Origin of the sequence: Mycobacterium sp. E3298, assembly GCF_001666895.1 — a bacterium.
In the GTDB taxonomy this organism is placed as follows: domain Bacteria; phylum Actinomycetota; class Actinomycetes; order Mycobacteriales; family Mycobacteriaceae; genus Mycobacterium.
The window spans coordinates 1-5,323 of sequence record NZ_LZJB01000056.1 but is presented as its reverse complement, the minus strand read 5'-3'; the positions used below and the strand labels follow the sequence as shown (position 1 = coordinate 5,323).

Here is a 5,323-nt window from a genome sequence, read left to right as displayed (position 1 = left end):
GCGATCGACGCGCCCAGGAACATCATCGCCAAGGCGAGCGAGACGCCTTTTCCGAACAGCACGCCACTGTTCAGCAGGGGCAGGGCGACAAGCGCACCCAGGGCAAGCGGCGCGAGGATGCCCGCGGCCGACACCGCCGCCGCGGTGCCGGCGCGGTGTTTGACGAGGTTGGCGTCGAAGCTGAGGCCGACGAGGAACATGTACAAGACCAGGCCGATCTGCGCCGCGGTGTAGAGCACCGTGTTCGCCTGCCCGGGCGGAAAGAGATCGTGCTGCACGCCGGGCGCGAGCCGGCCCAGCAGCGAGGGGCCCAAAAGTACGCCGGCAATCATCTCGCCCACGACTTGGGGTTGCCCCAAGCGTTGCGCAACCAGCCCGACGAACCGGCATGTTCCGAGGATGACGGCAAGTTCGAGGAAGAAATGTACGGCGGTTGCTGCCGGCATGATGACGTCCTGAGTGTCTGTGGTCGGCTTGATCAGGGCGCCAAGCGCGACGAACGGTTGAGATCGGCTTTGCCGCAGCGCATCTGGCCGCAATGCCGCCAGCGTCCCGCCACCTCGACGCCGTGGGCTTGCAGGCTTGCGAGAGTCCTCATTTCGTGTAACGTACTTAACTATTAAGTAACTTAATCTCCCTGGCTTTGCAAGAGGTGGACGTGTGGACGTGCGCGCGCAGCTGTCGCAGTTGAGCCCCGAGGCGCGCGAGACGCTGGCGCGAAGGATCAAGGGCCTGTTGGATGCCGACAAGGTCGGCTCCGATCACGACGTCACCATCGTCGGAGGTGGTGCGGCGGGGCTGACCCTGGCGCTGGAGATCCAAACCGCCAGGCCCCAGACCCGCATCGCCGTCATCTCGCCCACCTCCCACCCAGTGCCTGAGATCACCCACACAGTCGGCGAATCGACGGTCGAGGTTTCCGCCCACTACCTCCGTGAACGCATTGGGTTGGCCGAGCACTTGCAGACGTCGCAGATCCGCAAGATGGGCCTGCGAATGTTCTTCTCCCACGGCGGCAACACCGATATCGCCGAGCGGTTGGAACTCGGCAGTTCCTCCTACATCCCCCAGGTGACGTACCAGATCGACCGCGGCAGGCTGGAGAACGAGCTTTACCGACGTTGCCACTCGGCGGGCATCGACGTCCGCCGCGGCCGCGCGGTCTCGGTCGAGTGCGGTTCCGGCGGACACCCGCACACCGTTTCCATCCAGAGCGGTGACACGATCACCCGAACGACGGCGCGTTGGGTGGTGGATTCATCCGGACGAAATCGTGCGCTGGCCCGCCAACTGGGTCTACGGCGCGCCAACGAACACAACTGCAATGCGGTGTGGTTGCGTGTCGCCGCCGAAATAGACGTCGGCCGGTGGAGCGAGGATCCGGCCTGGCAGGCCCGCATCGTCGAGGGTGATCGCGCGCTGTCCACGAATCACTTGATGGGGGAGGGCTACTGGGTCTGGCTGATCCGGCTCGCGTCCGGATCCACCAGCGTCGGCATCGTCGCCGACCCGGCGTTCCACCCGTTCGACCGCTTCAACACCCTCAGCAAAGCTCGGTCGTGGCTCACCGAGCACGAGCCGCAATGCGCGGCGGTGCTGGCAGAACACGAACACCTGATCAAGGACTTCAGGGTGATGAAAAACTACAGTCACGGCGCCACGAAGGTTTACGACGGCCGCGACCGTTGGTGTCTCACCGGAGATTCGGGGATCTTCCTCGATCCGTTGTACTCGTCGGGCCTGGACCTCGTCGCCATCGGCAACGGCCTCATCACCGACATGATTGTCCGCGAACTCGACGGTGAAGACGTCGTCGCGCGGTCGGGAATCAGCGACTCGCTGTTTCGATCCCTCACCGACATGTGGCTCGCCGTGTACTGCGATCAATACGCGCTGATGGGTTCGCCGGCCGTGATGTCCGCCAAGGTGATTTGGGACATCGCCTTCTACTGGGGCTTTGTCGGCTTGCTCTACCGGAACGGGCGGTTCGTCACTGTCGCCGACGATCCACAGGTGGTTCCTCACCTGGAGGGGTTGATCAAGCTCAGCAACCGCACGCAAAGGTTCTTCCGGGAATGGGCCGCGGTCGAGACGGCACGACCGTCGGCCGGGTTCGTCGATTTGTACTCACCGTTGAACTTCATGGTCAGCCTGCACACCGCGATGATCGGCGAAAGCCCGGACTTCGCCGCGCAGTTTCGCGCGAACGCCCGCCTCTTGCACCAGCTGGCCGGCCAGCTCGTGGAGACCGTGATCTCGGAGAAGTGCGACCGGTTCTCCGAAGACGGTGTCATGCAGCAGGTGCAGGCGTGGCAACGCGACTCGCTTCTGCGGGAACTGCGAGCCATCTACCGCCACGAGCAGGAAATCAACCCGATCAGCCGGGCGTGGATCCTCGGCGACGCACCCGTACTCGAACCACGTTGACCCGAACACGATTCGCGCACGACCCGGTTCTCACGGTCGAGGCCAGTGAACTCGCCGGCGGCCGGCCAGCGCCTCGGTCGGGCCGGGGCGCGGAGTATCCCGCACAGCGGACGCGGGATGCGCACGCATCGCACTCCTCGAAGGCGATCCGGCGCGGACCGGTGCACGGTCGTAGGGCGAAAGGATGAACATGCGCGCCGCAGCCGGGACTCGTGAACCCTTGGCGATCGTCGGAATCGGTTGTCAGTTCCCAGGCGGTGCGCGGACCCCGGAAAGCTACTGGCACTTACTCTGCAGCGGAACCGACGCCACCGACACCGTCCCCGAATCCCGGTGGAACGCCGCAAAGTACTACGACCCGAACCCCGCCAAGGTCGGCAAGATGGTCACCCGGCGAGGCGGGTTCCTCAGCGAAATCGACCAGTTCGACCCGCAATTCTTCGGAATCTCTCCCCGCGAGGCGCACCTGATCGATCCGCAGCAACGCCTCCTGCTGCAGACGACGTGGGAGGCGCTGGAAGACGGCGGAATATCCGCGGACAGCCTCGCGGGAACCGAGGTAGGCGTCTTCGTCGGCGGTTTCACCCTCGACTACCAACTTCTGCAGAATCGGGGCCGCTCCAGCCGGTACCGATTCAAGGCCCATTCCGCCACCGGAATGATGATGACGATGCTGGCCAACCGGATCTCGTTCGCCTTCGATTTCCGGGGTCCCAGCATGACGATCGACACGGCGTGCTCGAGCTCACTTGTCGCCGTACACCTTGCGGCGCTGAGCATTTGGAACGGCGAATGCGACGTCGCGCTGGCCGGTGGGGTCAATGTCATGATCGGGCCGAACACCGCCATCGCCGAATCGAAGAGCGGATTCCTCAGTCCCGACGGGCGCTGCAAGGCGTTCGACCGTTCCGCCGACGGCTACGCGCGGGGAGAAGGCGGCGCCGTCGTCGTCATCAAGCCGCTCGAGCGCGCGGTGGCCGACGGTGACGAAATCTACGCTCAGATTCTCGGCTCCGCCGTGTCGCAGGACGGCCGCACCGACGGCATCACGGTGCCCCGCGCCGCGGCCCAGGAGGCGGCCATCATTACGGCGCTGCGCAGGGCGGGTATCCGTCCCGACGAGGTCGGCTATGTGGAGGCGCACGGCACCGGCACCCCGGTCGGCGATCCAGTCGAGGCCGGGGCCCTCGGCAGTGTGTTGGCTGCGAACCGGTCACCGGCCGATCCACTGCTGATCGGCTCGGTCAAGACCAATATCGGCCACCTGGAAGCCGGCGCGGGGGTCGCCGGATTGATAAGGCGGCGCTGGTGCTCAAACATGGGTACATCCCGGCGAACCTGCACCTCAATGATCCGATACCGCTTGCGAATTCGGGTATCGAAATTCCGGCCACCGGTCGTCCGTTTCCGGGCAACGGGCGACGCGTCGCAGGGGTCAACTCCTTTGGCTTCGGCGGCACCAACGCTCACGTCGTGCTCGCCGAGCCGCCGTTTCCCGGTCCAGCCGGCCTAAAGCGGTCGCCGCAGCTGCCGCTGGCCGTGCTGCCGGTTTCGGCGCGTTCGCAAGAGGCGTTAGCCGCGACGGCCCGTCGGCTGGCGGAACACCTCGACGCCCACCCGGAAATCTCACTGCACGACCTCGGCTACACGCTGAGCCGGCGCCGCACGCACCTGACGCATCGCCGCGCGATCGTCGCGGACGGTGTGGCCGACGCGCTGAGTCAGCTTCGAGCCCTGGCGGAAGGGCAGAGCCCGGTCGACCGGACGCCGCCGGCCAAGCCGAAGGTGGCGTTCGTCTGCACCGGGATGGGGCCCCAATGGTGGAAGATGTGCCGGGGGCTGCTTGACGCCTATCCCGCCTTCGCCGACAGCATCGCGCGAAGCGATCGCGAGCTATCCCGTTATGCCGATTGGTCTTTGACCGACGAACTCCGCGCCGACGAAACGGGCTCTCGGATGTCGGAGACGGATGTGGCCCAGCCCGCCAACTTCGCCATCCAGATAGCGCTGGCCGAGCAACTGAAAGAATTCGGCATCATTCCCGACGCCGTGGTGGGGCACAGCGCCGGCGAGGTGGCCGCCCACTACCTGGCCGGCGTCCTCACCTTCGAACAGGCGATCCGCGTCATCTACCACCGAAGTCGTCTGCAACAGCGCACCAGAGGTCTGGGCCGCATGCTCGCTGTCGGCCTCGGCGCCGAATCGCTGATGCAGGCGCTGGAAATCCCTGCGGTCGACGCCATCGGGCCGGGTGTATCCATCGCCGCGGTCAACAGTCCGTCTGCGGTCACCATCGCAGGCGATGGTGACGCCTTGGGCCGCATCGCCCGCCGACTCGACGAGCTCAGGATCTTCAATCGCTTCCTCAACGTGCAGGTGCCGTATCACACGCACTACATGGACGCGGTGAAAGAAGACCTCTTCGGCGCTCTGCAGGGCGTGTCTTCGGGCCCGGCAACCATCCCGCTGTATTCCACGGTGACTGGCGAACGCCTGGAGGGCTACGCCACCGGCGACGCGTACTGGTGGCAGAACACGCGCGCCACAGTACTTTTCGAACCCGCGGTGAGCCGAATGCTCGACGACGGATACACCCATTTCGTGGAGCTCGGGCCACATCCCGTCCTCGCGACGTCGATCGTCGAGATCGCCTCCGCCCAGAAGGCCGAGGTGGTGGTCTTGCCGACGCAGCGGCGCGACGCCGACGATGGCCGCACGCTGATGAATTGCCTTGGCGCGCTGCACTGCGAAGGGCACCTTGTGAGGTGGGAGGCTCTCTACCCCCGGCACGGGGCGCGGCCGCTGAAGCTTCCGCTGTACCCATGGCAGTCCAAACGGTATTGGAACGAAACGCAGGAAGCCGCGGAGGACCTGCACTACAACCCGGTGCATCCCC

At 65.6% G+C, this 5,323-nt stretch carries 4 protein-coding genes and 1 pseudogene; 4 read left to right on the top strand and 1 reads right to left on the bottom strand.

The window, feature by feature from the left end; genetic code table 11:
• Positions 1-539: cation:proton antiporter (locus A9X05_RS02025; RefSeq protein WP_231978227.1), on the bottom strand; the 539-nt coding region annotated here is incomplete at its 3' end.
• 121 nt (positions 540-660) lie between these two features.
• Between A9X05_RS02025 and A9X05_RS02020 the strand changes: the two genes are divergently transcribed.
• From A9X05_RS02020 to A9X05_RS31895, 4 genes and pseudogenes are all read left to right on the top strand, one after another.
• The gene (locus A9X05_RS02020) at positions 661-2,427 is read left to right on the top strand and encodes an NAD(P)/FAD-dependent oxidoreductase (protein ID WP_156675662.1); all 1,767 of its coding nucleotides are present in this window, start codon (positions 661-663) and stop codon (positions 2,425-2,427) included.
• A 184-nt stretch (positions 2,428-2,611) separates the two neighbouring features.
• Positions 2,612-3,940 carry a beta-ketoacyl synthase N-terminal-like domain-containing protein gene (locus A9X05_RS31905; protein WP_368664912.1) on the top strand — a complete coding sequence of 443 codons (1,329 nt, stop codon included), beginning with the start codon at positions 2,612-2,614 and terminating at the stop codon, positions 3,938-3,940.
• Positions 3,835-4,056: pseudogene (locus A9X05_RS31900) on the top strand (ketoacyl-synthetase C-terminal extension domain-containing protein); the annotation flags it as partial. The gene A9X05_RS31905 and the pseudogene A9X05_RS31900, both read left to right, overlap by 106 nt.
• 177 nt (positions 4,057-4,233) lie before the next feature.
• Positions 4,234-5,323: acyltransferase domain-containing protein (locus A9X05_RS31895; protein ID WP_368664913.1), on the top strand; the 1,090-nt coding region annotated here is incomplete at its 3' end.